General features: G+C 65.5%; 24 protein-coding genes and 1 pseudogene. 14 read left to right on the top strand and 11 right to left on the bottom strand.

From position 1 onward, the window contains the following. Positions 1 to 60: 60 nt before the first annotated feature. A complete protein-coding gene (locus tag BFL43_RS18920) occupies positions 61 to 636 on the bottom strand; it encodes a DUF998 domain-containing protein (protein WP_084894037.1) in 576 nt (191 codons plus the stop codon). A gap of 59 nt (positions 637 to 695) precedes the next feature. Continuing rightward, positions 696 to 1,433 carry an SDR family NAD(P)-dependent oxidoreductase gene (locus tag BFL43_RS18925; protein ID WP_084894144.1) on the bottom strand — a complete coding sequence of 246 codons (738 nt, stop codon included), beginning with the start codon at positions 1,431 to 1,433 and terminating at the stop codon, positions 696 to 698. Between the two features lie 135 nt (positions 1,434 to 1,568). On the opposite strand from BFL43_RS18925, the gene BFL43_RS18930 reads away from it, so the two are divergent. Beyond that, on the top strand, positions 1,569 to 1,838 hold the full coding sequence (locus BFL43_RS18930) for a DUF3253 domain-containing protein (protein WP_084894038.1): 270 nt from the start codon (positions 1,569 to 1,571) through the stop codon (positions 1,836 to 1,838). 94 nt (positions 1,839 to 1,932) lie between these two features. On the opposite strand, the gene BFL43_RS18935 is transcribed toward BFL43_RS18930, so the two are convergent. Next, positions 1,933 to 3,258, bottom strand: coding sequence for a ClC family H(+)/Cl(-) exchange transporter (locus BFL43_RS18935; RefSeq protein WP_084894145.1), 1,326 nt, complete (start codon positions 3,256 to 3,258; stop codon positions 1,933 to 1,935). A 106-nt stretch (positions 3,259 to 3,364) separates the two neighbouring features. Here BFL43_RS18935 and BFL43_RS18940 point away from each other — a divergent pair, with 106 nt between their 5' ends. From BFL43_RS18940 to BFL43_RS18965, 6 genes are all read left to right on the top strand, one after another. Next, positions 3,365 to 4,036 carry a hypothetical protein gene (locus tag BFL43_RS18940; RefSeq protein ID WP_084894039.1) on the top strand — a complete coding sequence of 224 codons (672 nt, stop codon included), beginning with the start codon at positions 3,365 to 3,367 and terminating at the stop codon, positions 4,034 to 4,036. 76 nt (positions 4,037 to 4,112) lie between these two features. Continuing rightward, entirely contained in the window at positions 4,113 to 4,706 is a 594-nt protein-coding gene (locus tag BFL43_RS18945; protein WP_240498353.1) for a GNAT family N-acetyltransferase, read from the top strand. Between the two features lie 74 nt (positions 4,707 to 4,780). Beyond that, positions 4,781 to 5,632, top strand: coding sequence for an NmrA family NAD(P)-binding protein (locus tag BFL43_RS18950; protein ID WP_084894041.1), 852 nt, complete (start codon positions 4,781 to 4,783; stop codon positions 5,630 to 5,632). A 67-nt stretch (positions 5,633 to 5,699) separates the two neighbouring features. Then, positions 5,700 to 6,818 (top strand): FO synthase, encoded by a 1,119-nt coding sequence (locus BFL43_RS18955; protein WP_084894042.1) that lies wholly within the window; start codon positions 5,700 to 5,702, stop codon positions 6,816 to 6,818. Continuing rightward, positions 6,815 to 8,311, top strand: coding sequence for an NAD(P)/FAD-dependent oxidoreductase (locus BFL43_RS18960; RefSeq protein WP_084894043.1), 1,497 nt, complete (start codon positions 6,815 to 6,817; stop codon positions 8,309 to 8,311). Before BFL43_RS18955 ends, BFL43_RS18960 begins: the two co-directional genes overlap by 4 nt. 91 nt (positions 8,312 to 8,402) lie before the next feature. After that, the gene (locus tag BFL43_RS18965; protein WP_084894044.1) at positions 8,403 to 8,987 is read left to right on the top strand and encodes a carboxymuconolactone decarboxylase family protein; all 585 of its coding nucleotides are present in this window, start codon (positions 8,403 to 8,405) and stop codon (positions 8,985 to 8,987) included. Between the two features lie 41 nt (positions 8,988 to 9,028). On the opposite strand, the gene sigJ is transcribed toward BFL43_RS18965, so the two are convergent. From sigJ to BFL43_RS18980, 3 genes and pseudogenes are all read right to left on the bottom strand, one after another. Further along, complete coding sequence (gene sigJ / locus BFL43_RS18970) at positions 9,029 to 9,886, bottom strand: RNA polymerase sigma factor SigJ (protein ID WP_084894045.1); 858 nt, start codon at positions 9,884 to 9,886, stop codon at positions 9,029 to 9,031. A 67-nt stretch (positions 9,887 to 9,953) separates the two neighbouring features. Next, entirely contained in the window at positions 9,954 to 11,576 is a 1,623-nt protein-coding gene (locus BFL43_RS18975; RefSeq protein WP_084894046.1) for a 4-hydroxyphenylacetate 3-hydroxylase N-terminal domain-containing protein, read from the bottom strand. A 10-nt stretch (positions 11,577 to 11,586) separates the two neighbouring features. After that, positions 11,587 to 12,081, bottom strand: a pseudogene (locus tag BFL43_RS18980) (flavin reductase family protein); the annotation flags it as partial. A 14-nt stretch (positions 12,082 to 12,095) separates the two neighbouring features. On the opposite strand from BFL43_RS18980, the gene BFL43_RS29565 reads away from it, so the two are divergent. Further along, entirely contained in the window at positions 12,096 to 12,227 is a 132-nt protein-coding gene (locus BFL43_RS29565) for a hypothetical protein (protein WP_346425982.1), read from the top strand. 77 nt (positions 12,228 to 12,304) lie between these two features. Here BFL43_RS29565 and BFL43_RS18990 read toward each other — a convergent pair whose 3' ends face one another. Then, positions 12,305 to 12,925 carry a TetR/AcrR family transcriptional regulator gene (locus BFL43_RS18990; protein WP_240498354.1) on the bottom strand — a complete coding sequence of 207 codons (621 nt, stop codon included), beginning with the start codon at positions 12,923 to 12,925 and terminating at the stop codon, positions 12,305 to 12,307. 199 nt (positions 12,926 to 13,124) lie between these two features. Further along, positions 13,125 to 13,625 carry a MarR family winged helix-turn-helix transcriptional regulator gene (locus BFL43_RS18995; protein WP_084894048.1) on the bottom strand — a complete coding sequence of 167 codons (501 nt, stop codon included), beginning with the start codon at positions 13,623 to 13,625 and terminating at the stop codon, positions 13,125 to 13,127. A gap of 62 nt (positions 13,626 to 13,687) precedes the next feature. Between BFL43_RS18995 and BFL43_RS19000 the strand changes: the two genes are divergently transcribed. Continuing rightward, positions 13,688 to 14,863 (top strand): FUSC family protein, encoded by a 1,176-nt coding sequence (locus BFL43_RS19000; RefSeq protein WP_240498355.1) that lies wholly within the window; start codon positions 13,688 to 13,690, stop codon positions 14,861 to 14,863. On the opposite strand, the gene BFL43_RS19005 is transcribed toward BFL43_RS19000, so the two are convergent. After that, positions 14,803 to 15,405: a TetR/AcrR family transcriptional regulator gene (locus BFL43_RS19005; RefSeq protein WP_084894049.1), complete on the bottom strand. Its 603-nt coding sequence runs from the start codon at positions 15,403 to 15,405 to the stop codon at positions 14,803 to 14,805. The genes BFL43_RS19000 and BFL43_RS19005 overlap by 61 nt on opposite strands. A gap of 96 nt (positions 15,406 to 15,501) precedes the next feature. On the opposite strand from BFL43_RS19005, the gene BFL43_RS19010 reads away from it, so the two are divergent. The 3 genes from BFL43_RS19010 (at position 15,502) to BFL43_RS19020 (ending at position 18,176) form a co-directional block, all read left to right on the top strand. After that, on the top strand, positions 15,502 to 16,641 hold the full coding sequence (locus BFL43_RS19010) for an acyl-CoA dehydrogenase family protein (RefSeq protein WP_084894050.1): 1,140 nt from the start codon (positions 15,502 to 15,504) through the stop codon (positions 16,639 to 16,641). Positions 16,642 to 16,722: 81 nt separating this feature from the next. After that, positions 16,723 to 17,640 carry a TIGR03564 family F420-dependent LLM class oxidoreductase gene (locus BFL43_RS19015; protein ID WP_084894051.1) on the top strand — a complete coding sequence of 306 codons (918 nt, stop codon included), beginning with the start codon at positions 16,723 to 16,725 and terminating at the stop codon, positions 17,638 to 17,640. Between the two features lie 77 nt (positions 17,641 to 17,717). Continuing rightward, complete coding sequence (locus tag BFL43_RS19020; RefSeq protein WP_143695411.1) at positions 17,718 to 18,176, top strand: DoxX family protein; 459 nt, start codon at positions 17,718 to 17,720, stop codon at positions 18,174 to 18,176. A gap of 6 nt (positions 18,177 to 18,182) precedes the next feature. Here the strand turns inward: BFL43_RS19020 and BFL43_RS19025 are convergent, their stop codons facing one another. Together BFL43_RS19025 and BFL43_RS19030 are read right to left on the bottom strand one after the other, a co-directional pair. Continuing rightward, positions 18,183 to 19,124, bottom strand: a complete 942-nt coding sequence (locus tag BFL43_RS19025; protein WP_084894052.1) for an ROK family protein — start codon at positions 19,122 to 19,124, stop codon at positions 18,183 to 18,185. A 280-nt stretch (positions 19,125 to 19,404) separates the two neighbouring features. Next, on the bottom strand, positions 19,405 to 20,583 hold the full coding sequence (locus BFL43_RS19030) for an acetyl-CoA C-acyltransferase (RefSeq protein ID WP_084894053.1): 1,179 nt from the start codon (positions 20,581 to 20,583) through the stop codon (positions 19,405 to 19,407). 164 nt (positions 20,584 to 20,747) lie between these two features. On the opposite strand from BFL43_RS19030, the gene BFL43_RS19035 reads away from it, so the two are divergent. Together BFL43_RS19035 and BFL43_RS19040 are read left to right on the top strand one after the other, a co-directional pair. Further along, positions 20,748 to 21,878, top strand: a complete 1,131-nt coding sequence (locus BFL43_RS19035) for an MBL fold metallo-hydrolase (protein WP_084894149.1) — start codon at positions 20,748 to 20,750, stop codon at positions 21,876 to 21,878. Next, complete coding sequence (locus tag BFL43_RS19040; protein ID WP_084894054.1) at positions 21,875 to 24,379, top strand: HAD-IC family P-type ATPase; 2,505 nt, start codon at positions 21,875 to 21,877, stop codon at positions 24,377 to 24,379. Before BFL43_RS19035 ends, BFL43_RS19040 begins: the two co-directional genes overlap by 4 nt. Positions 24,380 to 24,394 lie beyond the last annotated feature (15 nt).

A 24,394-nucleotide genomic window follows, 5' to 3' on the forward strand; every position in this document is an offset into this window, starting at 1 on the left:
TCAAGGATGGAACCCGCCGAAATTGGTCAAGGACGAGTGGCTGTCTGAAACCCCGACACTCTAAGATCTTCGCAGGCTCAAGGCGACGACCAACGGCCAGATCAAATTCGCTGTCACGCAGATTCGTTCGGAAATGCCCAACAGGCCCCCGCCCTGGGTCTCGAACAGCACCCAGCCGAGCACGCTGAGCAACACACCTGCCGCAGTGAGCGAGGCCGTCGGGCGAAGCGCGCGCGGTGCGGCCCCAGTTCGGGGCAGTGCGGTCAACGGCCACAACGCATACAACCCCAGGTTGCCGGCAGCTACGACTAGGTGCGCGCCTTCATTCTGGTCGACGGGTAAGAGCGCAACCAGGACACCGCACATCCCGGCGGCGACGAGAGTGACCCGTGCCGCCGCGCGTACACCCGCCAGGCCGAAACCTGTGACCATCGACAACGCACCGCTCAACCCGATGCCCAGCGTCATCACCCACCCGCCAGGCTCGATCGTCGCGAGGTCGCTGATGGTCTGCCGAACTGCGTCGTAGCTGCCGGGCGCCATGATGCCGGCGATGATGGTCGTGGCTACCAGAACAACCGGTGCCGCCGCGGCAGACAACAGCGCGGACGTCCGCACTGAAGCTGTCCTTGCCATGGCGGCTCCTCAGTCGTTGTGCACGCGTCTGACGCTGATCACCAACGTACGGAAGGTTGTCACCAGCGCACGGGACCACCCGCGTCGACGAAGGTTCCCGAGGTAGCGGTGTCCGGCAACAGTGCAGCCCGCACCACCACCTCGGCGGCTTCGGCGGCGGTCAGCGGTGCCTGCGTTTTGTTGCCCGGAGTGAGATCGGTCTGGACGTACCCCGGGCACACCGACGTCACCTTGATCGGGGAGTCGGCAAGCAGCTTCGACAGACCGATCGTGATGCTGTTGAGCGCAGCTTTCGACGCCTGATACGCAGGCACGATCATCGAGAAGTACTGCGACTGAGGGTCTTCCTGTTCGCGCAGCGAACCGACCGTACTGGAGACGTTCACGATGCGTCCCGCGTCGCTGCGCCGGAGCAGCGGCAGCATCGCCTCGATGACGTAGAGCGCACCCAAGGTGTTGGTCGCGAACGTCTGCGCAGCAGCTGAGGGGTGGATGAACTCGACTTCGCCGGCAGCGGTGGCCTCCGGCAGGATGCCCGCGTTGTTCACCAGCACGTCGAGATGGCCGTACCGGGCTCGGAGGTCATCGGCGGCGCACCGGGCGCTCTCGAACGAGCTGACGTCCAGAACCCGTCCGTCCGCATCGATCCCACTGGCCTGCAGCTCGGCGACGGCCGACGCCACTCTGCCCGGTGTCCGCCCGCTGACGATGACCGTGTGGCCGGATCGCCCGAGCGCGGAGGCGACTGCAAGTCCAAGGCCACCTGTGGACCCGGTGATCAACACTGTTCTCGACATGATTCTCTCCAAAGTTCTGCGCCAACTCTTTTGGCACTTCGACGACTGTCTTTCTCATCCTCTGTCCGCAGGGCGTTGCGTCGCTGGCGGGAATCGGACGTGGCGTTGAGGGCGAGAGTCGGGGACACTGGCGACATGGCTTCCGGAGGCGAGAAGAAACCGAGCAGTGCCGCTCTGACGGACAAGATCCGCGAGCTGCTCAACGCACGGTCGGCGGACTCGAGTATCTGCCCGTCCGACGTCGCCCGCGCGATGAGTCCCGACGACTGGCGGCCATTGATGGGTCCGGTGCGCGAGGCGGCCGGTGCGATGGTCGATGCCGGTGAAGTCGAGATCACCCAGAAGGGTGAGGTCGTCGACCTGGGTACCGTGCGAGGACCGATCCGGATTCGCTGGCCACGCTGACCGCGGAATCTGCTCCACTCCAGCAATCTGCTCCGGTTTCAGGGCGCTGGAAGTGGAGCGGATTGCTAGAAGTGGAGCAGATTGCGCTGTGGGGTCAGGGTTTTGGCTTCTGGGCGGCAAGCATGCGCTCGCGGAGACTGTCGTAGATCGGCGGCGCGCCCGCGAGCTGCGCGACCAGGACGGCGGCTGCGGTCGCCGCGATCATCGGCACCGTGACGGACGTGGTGGCGGTCATCTCGATGACGATGACGACCCCGGTGATGGGTGCCCGGACGACGGCACCGAAGAACGCCGCCATCCCGACGAGCGCCATCCCGATCGTCAGCGTCGAATCAATACCCGGGACAAAGACATCCGCGATGCCGACGAACAACACGCCCCAGAGCGCGCCGACCGCCAGCAGCGGTGCGAACAGTCCGCCGGGCGTCGCCGAGGCGTACGACAGCGGGCCGGCGATCAGACGCACTGCGAGATACCCGGCGATCACCGGGAGTGCAACCGTCCCGCCGCCGATCAGCTTCTGCGCCAGGGTGTCGCCGCCGCCGGCAGTCAGCGGATCGACCGCCAACAGCGCCCCGATGACAGCCCCGATCGCGGCGGCTTTCACGAACGCGGGGACGTGGCGCACTCGGCCGACGAGGTCGAGCAGCCCCATGATCACGCGGTTGTAGAAGATTCCCAGAACACCGGTCAGCAGACCGAAGACGACGAAGACGGGCAGCAGCACGATCGAGGGGGAGTCGACCGGTCCGACGAGGAAGTCCGGTCGATCGCCCATGATGATGCGTGAGCATCCGACACCCACCGCAACGGCGAGCAACGTCGGGATGACGGTCCGGAGCCGAACGGACTTGGTCACCTCCTCGAAGACGAACAGGGCGCCACCGACGGGCGCGTTGAAGGCGACGGCCAACCCGGCACCGGCCACGGAGGTCTGCATCAGGCGCATGTCGTCGTCATTGAGGTGAGCGCGGCGGCCGGCCTCGGCGCCGATGGTGGCTCCCATGTGGACCGTCGGTCCCTCGCGGCCCAGGATCATTCCGGAGCCGATCGAGAGCAATCCACCGATGAACTTCGCGGGCAGCACCCGTAGCGGCGGCGGACCCGCTTCACCTCGGGAGACGGCCTCGACGTGCTGGATGCCGCTACCCGTGGCGAGTGGGATCTGCCGGACGATCAGAGCGGCCAGTGCCGCGCCGGTCGCGGTGATGGCGATGGGGATGAGCCAACCGGGTCCGGGTAGGTCATGGGCCCACCGGAGCATCTCGACACGCCATTCGTCGGCTTCGCGAAGGCACCATCGAAAGGCGCCGCCGATGAAGCCGATGGCGACCCCTGCAACGATGGCCAAGCCGCACAGGGTCGTGATTCCGCGCATCGATTCGAGGGCCTGACCTGACCCTTCTGAAGGCTCCGCCATCATTTCTCCCCAAGCGGCCGACGAACACCCGCATCACCCGATGCGCGGTACCTGTAGTTGTATCAAGTGATGCACCTGAGTCATCGATGAGCAGAAGGGCAAACCTATGACGTCGCCGTACCCGGTGCCGCAACCGGAACCGCCGCCCCGGGGTCCTTCGCGCGTGGTGATAGGCCTGTTGATCGCGCTCGCCGTGGTCGTGACGGTCGGCCTGGCGGTCGTCGCCATCGGGATCGTCATGGAAAACGACGGGACCGCGAACCGCGGCAAGTCCACGGTCACGGTGGTCCAGACCCCTGCATCGACTCCGCAGAGCCCCTCGGTCGCCCCGAGCCAGTCGTCCAGCACCCTGGCGACCACGACGACGAAACCCACTCGCTCCTCGGCCGGTCTGTTCGACAACGCGCCGCTCTCGCCGGGCCTGTGTCAGACAAACGGACTGTGCCGGTTGTCGAGTCCGACGGGCAATTTCATGTGTTACATCGACGCCGCGCGTGCCACGTGCACGGCGCCGCGGGGCGAAAAGCTCCTCAATGGACAAACCGTTAACGCGATCTCGGTTGACGAAGCGGGGAACACCGAGCTCGCGACGCTGTCTGCGGGATCGGAGAAACTCCTCGACAGACCCGAGATCGGCAAGCACGTCTTCCCGTACGGAAATCAGGTGACCGCGTTCGGATTCACCTGTGCCGTGGGCGAATCTACGGGTGTCAGTTGTCGGCAGGACAGCAGCGGTAAGGGATTCAGTGTGACGAGGCAAGACTATTTCTTCTTCTGATCCGCACGTACTGGATGATCCGGTAGCGGCCTCCCTCAACGGCTTTCACGCGCACCTTGCCGAGAAGGCAGGCCGGGTGCAGCGTTACCCGGTTGATGTCTCGCCCTTCATGGCTGTGCCGGCGGATCCGACATCGCAGGATTGGGCGAACGCGCTGGCGCTGATCGGGGCGGGGCACGCGATCGTCTTCGCACCCTCGCCACTGACCCCGTCGATCCCCGCTGTGTCGCAGAGTCTGGGGCTGGTCCAGATGGTCGCGCGTGATGTCACAGGTGCCCTCGACCCCGACGTGGAGCAACTGACGTATGCGGACGTCCCCGAGATCCTCGCGCTCACAGCGCTGACGAAACCCGGCCCGTTCCTCGACCGCACGATCGAACTCGGCAACTACTACGGTCTGCGCGCCGAAGGACAACTGGTCGCGATGGCCGGGGAACGGATGCGGGCGCCGGGCTGGACCGAGATCAGTGCCATCTGCACCGCGCCCGAGCATCGTGGCAAAGGGTTGTCGGTGCGGCTGATTCGCACGCTCGTACATCACATCAACGACAGAGGCGAGCAGGTTTTCCTGCACGCTGTCGAGACGAACCCGGCCATCGGTCTCTACGAGTCACTGGGGTTCGAGGTGAGACGTCGCCTCGTCGGGACATCCCTCTCAGCGCCGACCTGACACCGGCGACGGGTGGGCTTGCGCGGACACTGGCCGACTGCTCACGATCGACCGACTGATGGCAAAGTCGTGGGGTGACGACTTTCGACCAAACAGGTACATACGTGGTGATCGGCGCGACCGGCGCGCAGGGCGGCGCAGTCGCAGCGGCATTGTTGAGCCGGGACCTGCCTGTTCGGGCTGTGGTGCGGCGGCCGGATTCAGCAGGTGCGCTGCGATTGGCCGGCCGTGGCGCTGAGCTCGCCGTGGCCGATCTCGATGATGCGCAGTCACTGGCCGCCGCGTTCGCGGGCGCCGCCGGCGTCTTCGCCCTGACGACCCCGTTCGAACGCGGTCCGGAGGAAGAGGTGACGCAGGGACGGTCGATCATCGAGGCCGCGTCGAGCGCGGGCGTCGGACACCTGGTGTTCTCGTCCGTCGCCAGTGCCGACCAGCACACCGGGGTCCCGCACTTCGAGAGCAAGGTGGTCGTAGAGGCTGCATTGGCCTCGTCCGGGATTGCGCACACGATCGTCGGACCGACGTACTTCTACGACAACCTGCTCGGCGGTATCGACCAGGTCCAGCAGGGTGTGCTCGACTTGCCCCTGCCCCCGGATGTCCGCCTGCAGCAGTTGTCGCGTCGCGATCTGGGGGAGTTCGTCGCGACCGCGTTCGCCGATCCGCAGCGTTTCCTCGGTGTGCGCATCGACATCGCCTCCGACAGCCCGACGCCGACGCAGATGGCCGCGTCCCTGAGTCGTCGGCTGGGGCGAGAGGTGCGGCTGCACAGCGGTGATCCGGCTCAGATCGAGTCTCCGGACATGCGGGCGATGTTCGGTTTTCTCGCGGCCACCGGGTACTCCGCCGACCTGTCCGGCCTGCGGGAGAACTATCCCGAAGTGGGCTGGCAGTCCTTCGACGCCTGGGTCGATCAAGCGCTGTGAGCTCTGGGTGAATGCGTATCGGGGCACTTGGACGAAGGCCGCGCGCGGCTCGATCTAGAGTCGTGGGATGACGTTGCGAAGTTCCTGGGCCGAAGACAGTCGGCTACCCGGGAATCAGGTGGCGCCGGTGCTGCGCTCGCTCGTGGCCGATCCGTCTTCGCTGGACGATGGGCAGTGGGCCATCCTGCTGGGTGCTCAGGGCGCCGAGCTGGACGAACTCTGCGCCATCGCAGATTCTGCACGTCGCGATGTGGTTGGCGACGAGCTGACGTTCGTGGCCAACCGCAACCTGGAAACCGGTGCGGTGATCGGGTCGGGCGCAGAGGCGTCGCTCGAGGATCTCGTCGCTGAGGCCTGGACGTTGGGTGCGACCGAGATCTGTATGCAGGGTCCGGTACCGCAGACCGAGTCGGCAGATGCCTACCTCGGGTTGATCAGGAGAATCCGAGCCGTCGCCCCCGCTCTGCACGTGCATGCCTACCGGGTGCCCGAGGTCCGAGACGCGGCGAGCAGGCTCGGCGTCACGCCCCGCGGATTCCTGGAGGCAGCACGCGACGCCGGTGTCGGGACGGTGCCGGGTACCGCCGCGCAGGTGCTCGACGACGAAGTGCGAGAAGTCTTGTCCCCGGGTGGACTGTCGGTGGCGGAATGGGTCGAGACCATCACCACCGCGCATGACGTCGGTCTCCGATCGACCGCGACGATGCTCTACGGCCATGTCGAAAGTCCCGCGCAGCAGATCGCGCACCTGCAACTACTCGTCGACATCCAACGGCAGACCGGTGGTTTCACCGAACTGATCCTGATGCCGCTGCTCCCCGTGAACGCGCCGCCGCAGCTGCGGGCCCAGGCGGTGCGAGGACCCTCGTTGGACGAGACGCGGGCCCTGCATGCGGTGGCTCGGCTGCTGACCGTCGGCGCCATCGATCACTTGCAGGCCGCGTGGACCAAACTCGATGACGTCGCGCTGGACGCCGTGCTCCGCGGCGGCGCCGACGACGTCGGAGGCGTCCTGATCGACGGCAGCCTGAGGCCGGACGCCGGTCCCGAGAGTGGGCGGCAACTGGTGCCCGCGCATGTAGGTGAGCTGGCCGCGGCGCTGGGTCGGACAACACGTCAGCGCACCACTCTGTACGAGACCGCCCCCGACGAGCGACAGACCGTGCTCCAGAAAGTGTTCGCGTGAGCGGGCCGTTGCCCGAGTACGTCGACGTCGCGATCGTCGGCGCCGGGTTCGCCGGACTGGGTATGGCCATCCGTACCGCCAGGCGCGGAAGCGAGAGCTTTGTGGTTCTCGAACGTGGCGACTCCGTCGGCGGCACCTGGCGTGACAACAGGTATCCCGGCGTCTCCTGTGACGTGCCCGCGCATGTGTACTCGTACTCGTTCCGGCCACCAGGGGATTGGGATTCTCTGTTCGCCGAAGGCGCCGCGATCCACGACTATCTCGAGCAGGCAGCCACCGACGAGGGAATTCGTCCCCACCTGCACCTGAACGTCGACGTCACCGAGACCCGCTGGTTGCCCGACGAACTCTGCTGGTCGGTCTCGAGCACCGCCGGCGAGTTGCGCGCGCGGGTGCTGGTCGTCGCTGTCGGGCGCCTGGCGAACCCCATGGTGCCAGAGTTCGACGGCGCCCAGTCGTTCCCGGGCAAGGTCTTTCACACCGCCCAATGGGACAGCCAGGCGCCGATCGACGGCGCCCGCGTCGGGGTGGTGGGGACCGGTGCCTCAGCGGTCCAGCTGGTCCCCGAACTCGCCCGGCGAGCAGGGGAGTTGGTGGTCTTCTCGCGTTCGGCGCCCTACGTCGTCCCACGCGGTGATCGGGAATACAGCCCAGCCGAGCGAGAACATCTGCGCGTCAAAGCTAATGCGGATCAGTTGCGGGCCGAGCTGTTCGAAGAAGCCGACAAGGCGTTCGCTCAGAGACGCGGTCTGCACCCTGCCATCGACGAGATCCGCGACCGCGCGCTCGGTCATCTCCACTCGCAGGTGAGCGACCCCGGTCTGCGCGCCGACCTCACTCCGCACTACGAAATCGGTTGCAAACGAATACTGCTCAGCGACGAGTTCTTCCCGACCATGACCAGACCGCACGTCACGCTCGAGCCGTCGGCGCTGGCGAAGTTCGATGGATCGCGGGCCGTCGCCGCCAGCGGGAACTCGTATGAACTGGACACGGTCGTGTTGGCAACGGGATTCGAGGCCGCGCGCCCGGAGTTCGCCACCAGGATCGTGGGTGTCGGCGGGGAGCGTCTGTTGGAGCACTGGCAGGCGGGCATGGTGTCGTACGCGTCGACCGCCGTCAGTGGCTATCCGAACATGTTCGTACTGGACGGACCAAACGCCGCGCTCGGCCACAACTCGGCGATCTTCATGATCGAGACGCAGATCGACTACGTGCTCGGTGCGATGGATCACCTGACCGCGGGTGGTCCGATCGCCCTCGAGGTGATGGCAGCGGCCGAACAGGCCTACACCCGCGAGATCGACGAGCGTAGTGCCTCGACGGTCTGGCTAAGCGGGTGCAGCAGTTGGTATCTCGATCCGCTCAGCCGCCGGCTCACACTGCTGTGGCCGGGTACCGGTCAGTCGTTCCGCGACCGCAACGGGACGTTCGACCCCTACCACTACGAACGCGTCTGGGCTCCGGACTGGGTGGACCTGCCGGTCAGCTGAGCCAACGGCGGTATCGGCTGTCACGTTTCGACGAGCTGTCTCGTCTCCCTGGTAGCGGCGCACCCGGCGTCGGCACAGGGAGGAGCACACAGTGGCACGGATTCCGGCAGTAACTCCAGGTCAGGCCGGCTTCATGGTCAGGGGAACCTATCGATATGCCGCGCGCAGATTCGGTTCGGTGCCTGAACCGATGGCGGTGTACGCGCATCACCCCGGCTTGTTGATGGCGTTCGGGGTCAGCGAGACCGCGGTCGAGAAGGCGTCGACGGCGTTGCCCGCGAACATCCGGGAAATCGCGGTGTACCGGGTGGCGTGGACCGTCGGTTGCTCGTGGTGCGTCGACTTCGGGGCCATGTTGCAGCGTCTTGATGATCTCGATGTGGATCGACTCGAGCACATCGCCGACTACGCGACCTCGCCGCTCTACAGCGACGACGAACGCGCCGTGATCGCCTACGCGGATGCGATGACCGCGACGCCGATGACTGTGTCGGACGAGCAGGTCGCTGACCTGCAGCGGCGGTTCGGCAACAAAGGTGTCATCGAGCTCACCTATCAGATCGGGCTGGAGAACCAGCGCGCCCGCGTCAACGCGGCACTGGGCATCACCGATCAGGGCTTCTCGACCGACTCCTGTCGGGTGCCGTGGGCTGATGAGGTGGACTCGACGAGCTGATCAGGCTGTATCGCAGCGAGTTTGGCCGGATCAGCGATGTCTTAGATGGCTGCCACGCGACCGTCTTTGACGACGTAGCTGATGGCGCGGGGAGGTGAGGCCCGGCGGTCACCGAGGGCCTCGCACCCGCTGCTGTACGACCCGAGTTCGCCGTTGATCCGGACCGGGATCTGATCGGTCAGGGTGTCGGCACCGTCGTACCGCCGCACCAGACCGAACAGGAAGCGCGCGACACCGACAGCGCCGCGGATCGGTTTGACGGCGGTCGGCGCAGTGCGGTTCGCGTCGCCGACGATCATCGCCTCGGGATCAAGGGCTGCGACAACAGCATCCATGTCACCGGACAGCAACGCCGCGACGAGGTGGCCGATGGCCTCGGCTTGTTCGGAGTCCGGTACCGGGGCCGGTGCGGCCGCGACGATCCGCCGGGCACGGGATGCGAGCTGTCGAGCGGCGGGCACTTCGATGCCCAAGATCTCCGCGACCTCGGCGAACGGCACAGCGAACCCGTCATGCATGACAAAGGCCACTCTCATTGCCGGGCTGAGGGTTTCCAGAACAACCATTGCCGCATACCGGCTGTCTTCGGTGGTGATCACGGACTGCAAGGGGTCGCCGGACTCGAGGGTGAACGGCGTCACGATCGGCTCCGGAAGCCACTGGCCCACATAGCGCTCGCGACGTGCGGCGGCAGACTTCAGCCGATCCAGGCAGATCCGGCCAACGACCGTCGACAGCCATGCGCCCAGGTCGTCAATTTTTTCGTTATCGCTGTCGGACAATCGAATCCATGACTCCTGCACCGCGTCCTCGGCGTCGGCGAGACTGCCGGTGATGCGATAGGCCACCGCCAGCAGCCGTCCGCGTTGATCTTCGAATCGATCCGCGAGCGAAACCATGCTGTCGATGGTAGTTCCGTACGCCCCTGAGGGCGAGGCCCGTGGCCCCGCCCTCAGGCGCAAACGGCTACTTGTTGCCGAAGTAGCTGACGTCGTCGTTGCCGATGAGGTCGGGAACGGTCCAGCCGTCGAGGTCGTACTCGGCCAGGCACTGTTCGGCGAGACCCTTCATCTGATCCACGCCGCCACGATTCTGAGCTGCGAACAGCAGTTCGGCCTTGACGTTCTCGTGGTTGCCCGAGTAGTTCCGTTCGTACAGCTCGTGGCGTCCTCCGAATTCCGAGCCGATCGAATCCCACAGCGCTTTCATCACTTTGACGCGATCAACTGCGGTGATACCGTCCGAGCCGCGGACGTACTTGTCGAGGTAGGGCCGAACGTCAGGGCTGTTGAAGTCGGCGGAACTCGAGGGCAGATAGATCAAACCCGAGGCGACATCCTGTTCGATGATCTCCTTGATGCGTGGGTAGCCCTGCATCATGAACATCCGGTAGGTGAGGCCGTATTCGAGCCTGGGGATGACGGTGTCGCCGATCCACGGTTCGGGGTTGTGGGCCATCGCGTCGGTGAGGGTCCAGAACAGGTTGCGCCAGCCGATGACCTCACCGACTCTGGTCTGCACGCCACGGAAGCCGCCGGATCCGGTGGCGTCGAGGGCCTTCATCAGCAAGCCCGCGATGAAGTCGAGTTTGACGGCCAGGCGGGTGCAACCCTGGAAGGTGAAGCGCGGCAGAAACCCCGACTGTGGGAAGAACGCGTTGATCTTCTCGACGTCGCCGTACATGAAGACGTTTTCCCACGGAACCAGCACTTTGTCGAAGATGAAGATGGTGTCGTTCTCGTCCATCCGACTCGACAGCGGGTAGTCGAAGGGCGAGCCCATCACCGCGGCGTTCTGCGTGTACGACGACCGGCAGATCAGTTTCACGCCTGGCGCATCCATCGGCACGGTGCAGATCAGCGCGAACTGCTTCTTCTTGATGGGCAGGCCGTAGTGTGCGATGAAGTTGTAGTTGGTGATTGCGGACCCGGTCGCGACGACCTTGGCGCCGGAGACGATGAGGCCTGCGTCGGTTTCCTTCTCCACCTTCATGAACACGTCGCCGACCTCGTCGGGCGGCAACTGACGGTCGACCGGCGGATTGATGATCGCGTGGTTCCAATACAGGACCTTCTCCTGCGACTCGCGGTACCACCGCTCGGCGTTGGCCTGGAAGGGTGAATACAGCTCTTTGTTCGCGTGCAGGGTGCCGAGGAAGCTGGCCTTGTAGTCGGGTGAACGTCCCATCCAGCCATAGGTCTTGCGGGCCCAGGTCGCAATGGCGTCGCGCTCTTTGATGAGGTCGGCCGAACTGGTCGAGGCCTTGAAGAACGGCATGGTCACGCCGCCGTTGCCGGTGTCGGTGGGAACGGTCACCTTGTCGACGTCGGGGCCGGTGTGCATGGAGTCGTACAAACGTGCGGTCATCCGGATGGGGTTGCGGAATGCCACATGGGTGGTGACGTCTTTGACGCGTTCGCCGTGGAGCCAGATCTCGCGATCGTCACGCAGCGACTCGATGTACTCATCACCCGTCATCGGACGCGGCGCAAAGTTCTTGGTGTTGTTGGCCGGGTGGTCGGCGGCCGGGTTCACCTGCATGGGATCGACCTGCAGCGGCGCGCTCTCGCGGTCTTCGACGGTGGTCATGATGTCTCCTTTATCGAGGGGTTGGGCTCAGGTGAGCCGAATTGAGATGTAGGGGAACGAAGCTGGTGTCGGCGTCGAACCATCCGCGATGTGGGTCGTCCATCGAACCCAGCCATGCCGAGCTGGCCGATGTCGGTCCGAGGTCGTGAAAAGCGCTGCGGTAGTACAGCAGCGGCTTCTTGTCGGTGGTTTCGGCATCGACGATCTCGCCGATGAAGATGAGATGATCACCGCCGTCGTACTCTGCCCAGGACGTGCAGGACAGCGTGGCGGCCGCCCCGCACAGGACGGGAGCGGTGGGTCCGTCCGCCCAGACCGGACCGGGCTCGCCTGGGCGGCCCGCGAAATGCATCGCGATGTCCACCTGGTCGGCCGCGAGAATGTTCACCGCGAACGGTGCGCCGCTGAGAAACCCGCATGCCTTCGACTTTCGGGTCATGGTGACCTGGCACAAACGCGGTACCATCGAGATCGCGGTGAACGCGGTGACCGTGGCCCCGTGGGGGCAACACCTTCGACATGGAGTGGCCACCCAAATCGGGCACGATGAAGGCTTTTCCGGAGGTCGACCGGGTCGCCTGGTTCGACGTCGAGATCGCGCAGGTCAAACTCAACAAGGCCCAGCGACCGTTCCTCGATCGACTGCCCTGACCCGATGATGTGCCCTTTTGGCGGTGCTGAACAGGGGTTTTGTTCGCCAAAAGGCCACATTATCGGGGGGCGGGACATCACGGTTTGGCTGCGAAGACCGCTCGGTACCAGATGTTGGCGATGGTCTCGATGGCCGTTTCGTCATCGATCCGATCGCCTGCCAACTCGCCGCCGGCCACCATCGACGTCCAGCAGTAGGAATCGAGCATCGAGATCAGCGCTGACGCCAGAGCGTCGTGGTTCAGATCGACCTTGTGGCCGGCCTTTTCGAGTTGCGCGATACCGGAGATGATGCTGCGGAAGCCCACCGCCCGGTTTTCGCGCCAGCGCCGGGCGAACGCTTCGTCGGTCATCGACAAGTGGAAGACGCCAACGAGTTCCGGCAGGTATTTGCGATACGCGGCGAAGTAGGCGGCGACCGCGGTCCGGATGGTGGCGTAGGGATCGGCGGTTTTCGCCTGCACACTGAGGGCGAGAACCTCGGCCGAGAACAGGTCCAGCAACGATTCGAGGAGTTGCTCTTTGCTGTCGTAGTAGTTGTAGAACGATCCCGCCGAGCGTCCCGCGGCCTCGGTGATGTCCGAGATCTTCGCTCGGAAATAGCCTTTGGTCGCGAAGACCTCACGTGCTGCGTCTTGCAGGGCGGCTTCGGTACGCTGCCCCTTGGCCCGCATCGCCATCGACTTGACCTCGTTCATCTCGGGTTCGATCGGCCACGACCTCAGTACCCTCGCGCCGCCGGTGTTGCCAGTTCAACGTCGCAGATGAGGGTGTCGGTACCCTCGCATGGCGAGATGAATCTGAATATAGTATCAGTTTATAATTCGGCGAACCCCTATGGGACGCCGTGCATCACGGAGTTCGCCGCCCTCTGGGCTCACAGCTGCTGGAGCTGACCTACTCGGGTAGCGCCTGCGATACCTTGCGCAGCAACGTGATCAATGCCACCCGCTCCTGTGGGCTCAATGACTCGAGGATCTTGGTGTCGCGGGCGAGTCGGCGGGGAAACTGGGTGTCGACGAGATCGCGGCCGGCTTCGGTCAGCTCGAGCAGCACCACTCGACCGTCCCGGTCCGATCTGCGTCTGCGCACCAGGCCGATCTCCGACAGGCGTTCGGTCAGTTTGGTGATCGAGGCGCCGCTGAGCATCGTCGTCGAGACCACCTCGCTGGCCCGAAGTGGCCGCTGCGCCCTGGCGAGGGCGCCGAGCACGTCGAACTCCGACCGGCCGATGGAATGCGCCTCGAGGTCGCGGTCGAGGGAGTGCGTCAGTGCAGAGGCGATGCGGTTGATGCGGCCGAGGACCTCGACGGGCGTCGTGTCGAGGTCGGGGTAGGCCTCTGCCCACTCGCGTCCGATCCGTTCGACGATGTCGTTCGGCGCGCTGTCTGACGTCACCGGCTCATCGTAACGTCACCGGGATATTTAGTTCACTAGTAAAATAGTGATAAAATACCCCGGTGTCCAATTCCTCGGTGTCCAATTCCTTGGTGTCCACGACCGATGTCCTGTCCCAACAGGCCCGCCGGAGCGGTTCTGCGTTGCGTCATCTCTGCTCGCCGCGCACCTGGTGGAGCGCCGCGGTGACCTTGAACCGCGGCAATACTGCGATCGCGCCCGCGGTTCGCGTGGGTGTTGCGGTCGGTCTCGTCCTCGTCGTGGGTGGTCTCCTCGGTCACCGGGACCTCGCCGGATTCGCCGCACTGGGGTCGCTGACCTCGGCATTTTGCCGGGCGGATCCATATCGGGTGCGGCTGCCGAGGTTGCTGGTCGTCGGTGCTGCAGTGGTGCTCTATGTCGGATTCGGGGCCATCCTGGGGGCGTCAGGATCGTCGATCGTCGTGCAGGTTGTCGCGATGTCACTGGCCGCCGGGTTGGCCGCACTGCTCGTGCCAGCGTTGCGGCTGATGGGGCCGGGAGCGGTGGTGCTGATCTTCGCCGCAGCGGGGGCGGCCGGGTTCGCGACGACGGCTGGCGACGTCGGACGTCTCGTTGTTGCTGCGGTCATCGGGGCGTTTGTGGGGATCGCGGCCTCGCTCGCCCCGTGGGCAAGGGACGCGCTCCGCGGCGACGACCGGCACCGGATCGCCGAACGCGTGAATGTCCTCGCTGATCTGCGGAGGGTCTTCAATCGCCGTCTGCTCATGCGGTCGACGCGAATTGTTGCTGCCTGCGCGATCGCGGCCACCATCGCGGTGGCCGCCGGCCTGCAACACCCGATGTGGGCTGCCATGGGTGCGCTCGCGAGTCTGCAGGGCGTTGATTATCACGCCACCGTGCACCGTGGAGTGCAGCGGCTGCTCGGGAACGTCGGTGGCGCGGTGGTGGCGATCGCGTTGCTGGCGTTGCCGCTGGGCTACTGGGGTGCCGTGGCGCTCATCGTGGTGCTGCAGGTTGCCGCCGAGGTCCTGGCCACCGTCAACTACGCGCTGTGTTCCCTGGCGGTGACCCCGATGGCGCTGCTGCTCACCGGACTCGGCGCCGGCCTGACCGCCGACATCGCGGTCGACCGAGTGGCCGACACCGCGGTCGGGGTGGTGTGCGGTGTGGTGCTGGCAGCTTTGACGGTCGCTCGTCACGAGTTCGCCGGTAGTGGTCCGATCCCCGTGGTCAGCAGCTCTGCGAGTTCGAGGTAGGCCCGTGAGTCGTCGAGTCCTACAGCATCTTTGATGCTGCGCTGCTGGATGCGCACCATGACCGAGGCGGCGACGTCGGCGACGAAAGCGGCGTGGAGGTCGCGGACGTCACCGGCCGCAGCGCCCTCGATGATGAGGTCGCGTACCCGCTCGGCCGCGGCCCGGGTGTTGTGCTCGTACACATCTCGGGCCGGCGGATAGGCGGCAAGGTCGTCCATGAACTGTTCCGATGCCGGGGCCAGGGCGGCCCCGACCGCCGTCAGATACGCCGTGAGCCGGGCGCGGGTTCCATCTGCGGTGGCCACCGCCCCTTCGACTTCGGAAGTCGCCGCCCGAAAGAAGTGCACGGTGACCGCCTGGACGAGATCTCCTTTGCTGCCCGCCAGGGTGTAGAGGGTCGATTTCGAGCAACGCAGCCGGGCGGCGATCTCGTCGAGAGTGAGGTGCGCGAAACCCTCGGACAGGAAGAGCTGGACGAGCGAGTCGAACAATTCGGCCCGGCGCGCAGTGGCATGAACTCCTGGGGCGGTAGTCGGGACCATGGCTCAATAGTACTGCTGGACGTCATCCAGTACTATTATGAGTACTGAAACTCGCGTGCCAGTACTGTCGCGCGGTGATGACCGAGGGAGATCGCGATGTCCGTCAACCGGCTGCTACCCACCGAAGAAGCCCGTGACCTGGTGCAACTGGCGAGCGATGTCGCCGACAAGACGCTGGCGCCCATCGTCGACGAGTACGAGAAGGCCGAGAAGTACCCGGATGAGGCCTTCGCGGTGCTCGGTCAGACCGGGCTGCTGAGCCTCCCGTATCCCGAGGAATGGGGCGGCGGCGGTCAGCCGTATGAGGTGTACCTGCAGGTCCTCGAAGAGCTCGCCGCGCGCTGGGCCGCAGTGGCGGTGGCGGTGAGTGTGCACAGCCTCTCGTGCCATCCGCTGATGATGTTCGGCACCGACGAGCAGAAGCAGCGCTGGCTTCCGGAGATGCTCGGTGGCGAGAAGATCGGTGCGTACAGCCTGTCGGAGCCGCAGGCCGGTTCCGACGCCGCGGCCCTGAACTGCAAAGCCGAGGCCACCGACGGTGGGTACCGGGTGACCGGAGCCAAGGCCTGGATCACCCACGGCGGCGTCGCAGACTTCTACAACCTCTTCGCGCGCACCGGTGAAGGATCCAAAGGCATTTCCTGTTTCCTGGTTCCCGGTGACACCGAAGGCCTGACCTTCGGCAAGCCGGAAGAGAAGATGGGCTTGGCCGCGGTCCCGACGACCTCCGCGCACTACGACGGTGCGTTCATACCCGAGGAGCGTCGTATCGGCGCAGATGGTCAGGGACTGCAGATCGCCTTCAGCGCGCTCGATTCCGGACGCCTGGGCATCGCTGCGGTGGCGGTCGGTATCGCGCAGGCCGCACTCGACGAAGCGGTGGCCTACGCCAAAGAGCGAAAGACGTTCGGCAAGAAGATCATCGATCACCAGGGGCTGGGATTCCTCCTCGCGGACATGGCCGCTGCCGTCGACTCGGCGCGGGCGACATACCTCGACGCCGCGCGACGCCGTGATGCCGGCCTGCCGTACTCCCGCAATGCATCGGTGGCGAAGCTGGTCGCCACCGACGCCGCGATGAAGGTCACCACTGACGCGGTCCAGGTCTTCGGTGGCTACGGCTACACCAAGGACTTCCGGGTCGAGCGGCTCATGCGCGAAGCGAAGATCACCCAGATCTTCGAAGGCACCAACCAGATTCAGCGGCTCGTGATCAGTCGGTCGCTGGCGGGCTGATGGCCCCCGCTCGATAAAATCACCGTGGGCCTTGGTCGTCCGATCGGAATGGCGATGCGTGGCGGCGGCGTTGGCCCAGACATGACTCTTGGAGTGGCTCTCAGTACGCCGGGTGACGGAAACGCGGTGGACGGGGTCGTCGCACTCGCCCGCGAGGCGGTGAGCGCCGGTCTGACCTCCGCTTGGCTCGGGCAGCGCTTCGACTACGACGCGATCACCCTGGCCGGGATCATCGGGCGCGAGGTCCCCGAACTGCAGGTGGGGACGTCGGCCGTCCCGATCTTCGCCAGACATCCGTCGCTGGTGATCGGCCAGGCTCAGACCGTCCAGGCCGCCACGCACGGACGGTTTCAGCTGGGCCTGGCTCTCGGAAGCGCACTGACCGAGCGCGCTTTCGGGGTCCCGTTCTCGCGGCCGGTCGCCCTGTTGCGCGAATTCCTCACCTCCGCGCGCGCCCTGGTCACGACCGGGACCGCGGACCATCACGGCGAATTGCTGACTGTTGCACCACCCTTTCCTGCGGTGGTTCCCGGCGCCGGCACGGACCTGCCCATACTTGTCGCGGCCATGGGGCCGAAGGCGTTAGCGGTGAGCGGCGAGCTCGCCGACGGAATCCTGCCGTTCCTGGCCGGCCCCGCAACACTCGAGCGCCACATCGTTCCTGCGGTCAACGCGGCCGCGGAGGCGGCCGGACGCTCGCCGGTGCGGGTCATCGCATTCGTTGCGGCAGTGGTGACCGACGACGTCGAGGCGGGGCGCGAGGCGGCGCACGCCTCGATGGGGTTGTACAACACCATCCCCTCGTACCGGCGGGTGATCGAACTCGAAGGAGCACGCGAAGCCGCCGACCTCGCGCTCGTCGGGTCCGCGGCGCACGTTCGTGCCGGTGTCAAGCGCTATTTCGACGCGGGTGCCACCGAGGTGGTGTTGACGCAGAAAGACCTTCTCGGGGTCGGCGTACAGCGCGAAACCTGGAATGCTCTGGGCGACTTACGCTGACGCTGAAAGCGGCGGAGTGATCCAGCGCACGCCAAAGTGTCCTCTATGAGTAAGGTTAGGCATGCCATACTTCGTCGGTGAAACAAACAAATGAGTCGCGGCTCACGCCAATTGTGTTGACTGCCTTTCGAATTGTCGTCGGATTTCTGGTCTTCTGTCATGGCTCGTCCACTCTCATCGGTTGGCCGGTCGCGCCCTACGGTGGACAGACCAGCACCTTCTGGGAGTGGCCCGGCGGCATCGCAGGCGCGATCCAGCTCGTGTGCGGCGCGTTGCTGATGGTGGGCCTGGGCACCAGGGCGGCGGCCTTCCTGTCCTCGGGATCCATGGCGGTGGCGTACTTCTGGAAGCATCAGCCGGATGGGCTGCTTCCCATCGACAACGACGGAGACTCCCTGGTGCTGTTCTGCTGGGCACTCTTCCTGTTGGTCTTCACCGGGCCGGGACTGCTTGCACTCGACAACCTGTTGTCACGCACACGTTCTCGGCAGCCCGAGTCGTCCACGTCGCAGGTCGGGGAAGGCGTGCCGGCCTGATCGGGGTCAGGGTTGTAGACCCACCAGATCACGTCGGTAGACCAGGGCGGCCGCGCCGGTGAGCGGCGCGGTCTCCGGTAGTCCGGCATCTATGACATGCACTCGCGCAACGTACTCGAGAGGGTGGCTGCCGACGACCTGCGCGATCATCGGGACCAGATCTGATGCTACCTGGGAGAATCCGCCGCCGATGGCAACCACGTCGGTCTCGACCAACGCGCAGGCGCTGCAGATCGCCTGCCCGACGGCCTCTGACACCCGGACGACCGCGCGGCGTGCGATCGGATCACCGTTCCGATAGGACCGGGCGAGGTCTTCGCCGGTGTGCCCGGTCCACCCCTGCTCATTCGCCCAGGCCACGGTATGTGGGCCGGAGGCAACGGATTCGAGGGTGGTTCGGCTGCCGATGCTGAGTTCGCCCGTGAAGCCGGATACCTGGATCTGACCGATGTGCCCGGAATTGCCTGCGAGGACCCGGCCGCCGGAGATGAAACCGCCGCCGATGCCGGTGGAGATCACCATCCCCAGTAAGTTGCTGGTCCCGGCTGCGTTACCCAGCCAGTGGGCAGCCAGCACGATGGCCACGCCGTCGCGATGGAACTGAACAGGTATGTCGCCGAGGGTGTCTCGGACATGCTCCGTGATCAATGTTCGCAACGGATAGTCGCGCCACTGCGGGATGTTGATGGGGGAGAGTGTTCCCGCCCGTTCATCGACCGGCCCGGCCGCCGCGATCCCGGCACCGACGATCGACGCACTCGCGGGGGCGTGGTTCAGTGCGTGGTCGACCACCTGGAGGACAGCGGCGTCCAGGTCGGCGGGCGAGGAGTCACCGCCCGTCGGCGCCCGGTTTCGCGAAGTGGCAAGCACCATTCCGTCCGGGTCGACCAGCGCGGCTTCCACTTTCGTGCCACCGAGGTCGACTGCCAACACCAGTTCATCCGCCACCGCGCCAGCCTAGTCGCCCCCAGTTTCACAAACGCGCCGATTGTCCGTAGACGATCCGCCTACACACGGATCGTCTACGGACAAGCGGCGCGTCTGGCGTTGTGCACAGGTCGCTGAGTTGTCCACAGGAGGCGTTGGCAACAGGTTGCGGTGCCATCCTGCGCGCAATGATCGACGACGTGGGGGAATACGAACTGACGCGTTAGATGATCCACCTATACGAAGACGATCCACCTGTAGGCGGATCGTCTTCGTATAACCGGCGCGTTTGCGGCGAAAATTACAGCCGCTCGATGATGGTGGCGTTGGCGAGACCGCCTGCCTCACACATCGTCTGCAGACCGTAGCGTCCGCCGGTCTGTTCCAGCGCGTTGACCAGGGTGGTCATGATGCGTGCTCCACTCGCCCCGAGCGGATGGCCCAGTGCGATGGCGCCGCCGTTGACGTTCGTTTTCGCCAGATCAGCGCCGGTGTCCTTGGCCCAGGCCAGCACGACGGGGGAGAAGGCCTCGTTGACCTCGAACAGATCGATGTCGGAGATCGACAGACCTGCCCGGGCGAGCACCTTCTGGGTCGCCGGGATGACGCCGGTCAGCATGTAGATCGGGTCGGAGCCCACGACAGAGAAGCTGTGCAGCCGGGCGAGCGGCTTGAGGCCGAGTTCCTTGGCCTTTGCGCTGCTCGTGATCAGCACGGCGGCACTGCCGTCGGAGAGCGGACTCGAGTTCGCTGCGGTGATCCGCCAATCGATCTGCGGGAACCGCTCCTTCATCGCCGGGTTGTAGAAGGCCGGCTTGAGGGCGGCCAGCTTCTCGATGGTCCCGCCCGGACGGATCATCTCGTCGGAGGTCAGACCCGCCAGCGGCACGATCTCGTTGTCGAACCGGCCCGCCTTGGTCGCCGCTGTCGCCCTGTCGTGGCTCGAGATGGCGAACTCGTCCAGTTCGGTGCGGGAGAATCCCCAATCGGCTGCGATCAGCTCGGCGCTGTAACCCTGTGGGATGAAGCCCTCGGGATAGCGCTGCAGCAGCGCCTCGCCGAACGGGTTGGCGCCCGGGCGGACATCCGACATCATCGGAACCCGGCTCATCGACTCGACACCCGCAGCGATCACGACGTCCTGGACGCCGGACATCACGGCCTGGGCAGCGAACGAAATTGCCTGCTGGCTCGATCCACACTGACGATTCACCGTGGTCGCAGGCACCGACTCGGGGAAGCCCGCGGCCAGTACCGCATTGCGGCTGATGTTCTGACCCTGTTCATCGGCCTGAGTGACATTGCCGGTGATCACGTCGTCGACCAGCACGGGATCGATACCCGTCTGTTCCACGAGCGCCTTCAGGCTGTGGGCCAACATGTCCACAGGGTGGACCCCATTGAGTCCACCACCCGGTTTTCCCTTACCTATCGGAGTGCGCACTGCTCCGACGATGACCGCGTCGACTATCTCACCCATGACTGCCTCCTGTTGGCTGACTATGCTTTATAAAAGCCAGATATACGCCGAGTTATTCCCGGTGTCCAGACGGCAGCGGGAGATCGACGGTGAGTGTGGTTCGAGCCGGATGCCCGGTGGACCTGGCCGGTAGTGTGTCCTGCGTGGTGCGTCTTCCGAATCTCATGACCGGTCCCAGGCTCCTGACCAGTGCCGCCACCGCCGGAGTCGCGCTTGCCGCGGCCGGTGTCACCGCTGGGGGTGAGGTCTATCGGGCAATGGGGGCACCCAAAGATCTTGTGCTCTCGCACATCAGCGCCTCGCCGCGCCAGAAGGGCGGCACCTTCGCGAATGTCGAACCACCGACCCCCGTCGAAGGTGACCGGGCGGCGGCGCTGGCGATGCTGCGGCGCGGCGACATCGGCAAACCCTCCAAGCACCTGCAATTCGATGTCACGCCTCTGCCACTGGAGGCTGCTGACCTCGCCGCGACGTGGATGGGTCATGCCTCGGTCCTCGTGGAACTCGACGGCCACCGAATCCTGACCGACCCCGTGTGGAGCAAACGCTGCTCACCATCGAGCATCGTCGGGCCGGCCCGCATGCATCCGGTGCCGCATTCACTGGCCGAGCTGCCCTCGCTCGATGTCATCCTGATCAGCCACGACCACTACGACCACCTCGACACCGCGACGGTCCGCAAACTCGCGGTTCTGCATCCGGAGGCGACGTTCGTGACGCCGATCGGGGTCGGGGCTCATCTCGAGTACTGGGGGATCGGCCCGGAGCGTATCCGTGAGGCCGATTGGGGTGAATCGATCACGGTCGGCGATCTCACGTTCAACTGCTGCCCGGCCCGGCACTTCTCCGGTCGCGGTCTGCAGCGCAACACCACTCAATGGGCGAGCTGGGCCGTGGCGGGCCCGAACAACAACTTCTTCTTTTCCGGCGACTCCGGTATCACCGACGCCTTCGAACAGGTCGGTGCCGAGTACGGACCGTTCGGTCTGAGCCTGATCGCGATCGGCGCATACGACCGGCTCTGGCCCGACATCCACCTCAATCCGGAGGAGGCGGTCGAGGTGTACCGGATGCTCAACGGCGACAAGCTCTCCGAGTCGCTCCTGCTGCCGATCCACTGGGCCACCTTCAATCTCGCCCTGCACGAGTGGGCTGATCCGGTCCAGCGACTGCTGCCCGCCGCCCAGGCGCATCAGATCCCGCTGATCACACCGATGCCGGGAGCCCACTTCGACGTCAGCTCACGCACGGGACACGGATTCGACAGCCAGTCCTGGTGGGAGGTCGCCGCATGACCGCCTTGGACGAGGCACACGTCGCCACCGGGCTCACCAAGGCCCAGGTCGCGGAGCGGGTCGCCGCCGGACACGTGAACGTGCTGCCGGACCGCTCCGGACGGACGATCGGCCAGATCGTCCGCGCCAACGTGTTCACCCGCATCAACGCCATTCTCGGCGTGCTGTTCATCATCGTGATGAGTACCGGCTCGATCATCAACGGCGCTTTCGGGCTGCTGATCATCGCGAACAGCGGTATCGGCATCATCCAGGAGATCCGGGCGAAGAAGACCCTCGACGCCCTCGCGATCGTCGGCCAGACCCGGCCGATGGTGCGCCGTGACGGTGTCGCGGCGGAGATCGCGCCCGGCGAGGTCGTCCTCGACGACATCATCGAGTTGGGCCCGGGCGACCAGATCGTCGTCGACGGTGACACCGTCGAATCGGCGTCCCTCGACATCGACGAATCGTTGCTCACCGGAGAGGCCGACGCGGTCGACAAGGCGCCGGGTGACCACATCATGTCGGGCAGCTTCGTCGTGTCGGGGTCGGGCGCCTATCGGGCCACCAAGGTCGGCCGGGACGCGTACGCGGCCCAACTCGCCGAGGAGGCAAGCAAGTTCACGCTCGTCGACTCCGAATTGCGCAGCGGCATCGACAAGATCCTGAAGATCATCACCTGGCTACTCATCCCCGCCGGACTGCTGACGATCATCAACCAACTGTTCATCAGCGACAACGGCATCAAGGCCTCGTTGCTCGGCATGGTGGCGGCGCTGGTGCCGATGGTCCCCGAAGGCCTGGTGCTGATGACGACCATCGCCTTCGCCGTCGGGGTCGTCCGGCTGGGCCGGCGGCAGTGCCTGGTCAACGAACTGCCCGCCATCGAAGGTCTGGCGCGCGTGAACGTCGTCTGTGCCGACAAGACCGGAACGCTGACCGAGAACGGCATGCGACTGTCGGAACTCGTTGCGGTGCAAGGTGAGCAGGCCGACCTCGAGCAGGCGCTCGCGGCCCTGGCAGCGCATGACCCACGTCCGAACGCCAGCGTGCAGGCGATGGCGGAGGCCTTCCCGGACGCGCCGGAGTGGACATCGACCCACATCGCGCCGTTCACCTCCGCGAAGAAGTGGAGCGGGATCTCGTTCTCCGACAGCGCGTCCGGTGACGATCGCGGCAACTGGCTGCTCGGTGCGCCCGACATGCTGCTCGACCCCGACGGGGACACCGCCGCGCAGGCAAGCGATCTCGGCTCGGGTGGACTTCGGGTGCTCCTGCTCGCCTCGACCGATGTGCCGGTCGACTCCGAGGCTGCCGGCCTCGGCGCCCCCGGGTCAGTCACCGCGCGCGCGTTGATCGCCCTGGAACAGCGCGTCCGGCCGGATGCCGGCGAAACCCTGGACTACTTCGCGTCACAGAATGTCTCGGTGAAGGTGATCTCCGGCGACAATGCCGTGTCGGTCGGTGCGGTGGCGGGTTCACTGGGCCTCGGCACGGTCGACGACGCCGTGGACGCGCGGAGCCTGCCGAGCGAGCAGGGTCCGCTCGCCGACGTCCTCGAGAGCCACACCACCTTCGGTCGGGTGCGCCCGGATCAGAAGCGGGCGATGGTGGGGGCGTTGCAGTCCCGTGGGAACACGGTCGCGATGACGGGTGACGGCGTCAACGACGTGCTGGCCCTCAAAGATGCCGACATCGGTGTCGCGATGGGGTCGGGCAGTTCGGCGAGCCGATCGGTGGCGCAGATCGTCCTGCTCGACAACCGTTTCGCGACCCTGCCGTATGTGGTCGGTGAGGGCCGCCGGGTGATCGGCAACATCGAACGCGTCTCCAACCTGTTCCTCACCAAGACCGTCTACGCGGTGCTGCTCGCGCTGATGATCGGCATCGCCGGGCTGGCAGGCAAGATCTTCGGCTTCACCCCGATCTCGTACCCGTTCCAGCCGATCCACGTCACCATCTCGGCATGGTTCACGATCGGGATCCCGGCCTTCATCCTCTCGCTCGCCCCCAACAACGAGCGCGCCCGCACCGGGTTCGTCGGCCGGGTGCTGCGGTTGGCGATCCCGTCCGGAATCGTGATCGCGGTCTGCACCTTCGTCGCCTACGCGATCGTCTATCCGGGTGGCGGCGGAGTGGAGCTGGGCAGCAAGGACTCGATCGACATGACGCCCGATCAGATGCAGGCCGCGACCACCGCGCTGATCACGCTCATTTCCATCTCGCTGTGGGTGCTGGCAGTGGTCGCCCGGCCGTACAACTGGTGGAAGATCCTGTTGATCTCGGGTTCGGCGGTGGCCTATGTGCTGATCTTCAGCCTGCCGCTCACCCAGGACCTGTTCAAGCTCGATCCCACCGACTGGGCCAAGACGAGCGTGGCCCTCATCGCCTCGGCTATCGGCATCGCCGCCGTGGAGTTGCTCTGGCGGCTCAATCCGGTCATCGCGAGCTGGTCAAGTAGGCTGGACTCCCGATCTTCACAGAAAGACACCGTCGAAACAGCGCGTTCGGACGGTTAGACCAGAAGGAGGATC

The sequence above is a fragment of the Williamsia sp. 1135 genome (genome assembly GCF_002095395.1).
Taxonomy (GTDB): domain Bacteria; phylum Actinomycetota; class Actinomycetes; order Mycobacteriales; family Mycobacteriaceae; genus Williamsia.